1 protein-coding gene is annotated in these 1,196 nt (G+C 70.7%); it reads right to left on the reverse strand.

Annotated features, from left to right (window positions below; genetic code table 11):
- Nucleotides 1-139 precede the first annotated feature (139 nt).
- A partial coding sequence (gene sucB / locus EJK15_RS69410; protein WP_138720941.1) for a 2-oxoglutarate dehydrogenase, E2 component, dihydrolipoamide succinyltransferase occupies nt 140-1,196 on the reverse strand: 1,057 nt, incomplete at its 5' end.

The raw sequence follows: 1,196 nt of genomic DNA on the forward strand, positions 1-1,196 counted from the left end.
AGATGTGTATAAGAGAAAGGACACCCCGCCGCGCCCCTGCCCAGTGCTCTCGCTCGCCGTCGCGCGTCGCCACGGCCAAAACGAAAGGCCGGACGGTCCCGAAGGAGCCGTCCGGCCGATCAAAATGCGCGGATGAGCCTTACGCGAGGCCGAGCTGGGCCTCGAAGCGGCCCTCCTCGAGACGGCGCTTCACCGTCGTCAGGAAGCGCGCCGCGTCCGCACCGTCCACCAGGCGGTGGTCGTACGTCAGCGCCAGGTAGACCATCGACCGCACCGCGATGACCTCGCCCTCAGCCGTGTCGATCACCACGGGCCGCTTCACGACGGCACCGGTGCCCAGCATGCCGACCTGCGGCTGGTTGAGGATCGGCGTGTCGAACAGGGCCCCACGGCTGCCGGTGTTCGTCAGCGTGAACGTGCCGCCGGTGATCTCGTCGGGCGTCACCTTGTTGGCGCGCGTCCGCTCGGCCAGGTCGGCGGTCTTGCGGGCGAGCCCGGCGAGGTTGAGGTCGCCGGCGTTCTTGATGACCGCCGCGATCAGGCCGCGCTCGGTGTCGACCGCGATGCCCAGGTGCTCGACGTCGAAGTACGTGACCTCCATGGTCTCGTTGTTGATCGTCGCGTTGAGCTTGGGGTGCTGCTTGAGCGCCTCGACGGCGGCCATCTCGAAGAACGGCATGAACGACAGCTTGACGCCCTCGCGGCGCAGGAAGTCGGCCTTCGCCTGATCGCGCAGCCGCGCGATCTTGGTGACGTCGACCTCGACCACCGTGGTGAGCTGGGCCGCCGTCTGCAGCGACTCGACCAGCCGCTTCGACATGGTCTGGCGCAGCCGCGTCATCTTCTCCGTACGGCCGCGCAGAGTCGTGTCGACCTCCACCGGCTCGGGCGCCGCGGCCGGGGCCGGGGCCTGCGGAGCCGGGGCGGCGGCCGGAGCGGGCTGGGCGGAGGCGGGAGCCGGAGCGGCCTGGGCCGCGGCGGCCTTCTCGCGCTGCGCCTTGGCCGCCTCGAGAACGTCCTGCTTGCGGATGCGGCCGCCCACGCCGGTGCCGTTGATCGAGTCGAGGTCGACACCGTGCTCGTTGGCGAGCTTGCGCACCAGCGGCGTCACGTACGGGCTCTCGCCCGAGGGCAGCGGGGTCGGCTCGGCGACCGGCTGTGCGGGCGCGGCCTGCGGCTGTCTCTTATACACCTCT

The organism is Nonomuraea basaltis (assembly GCF_005893125.1).
GTDB classification, from domain to species: domain Bacteria; phylum Actinomycetota; class Actinomycetes; order Streptosporangiales; family Streptosporangiaceae; genus Nonomuraea; species Nonomuraea basaltis.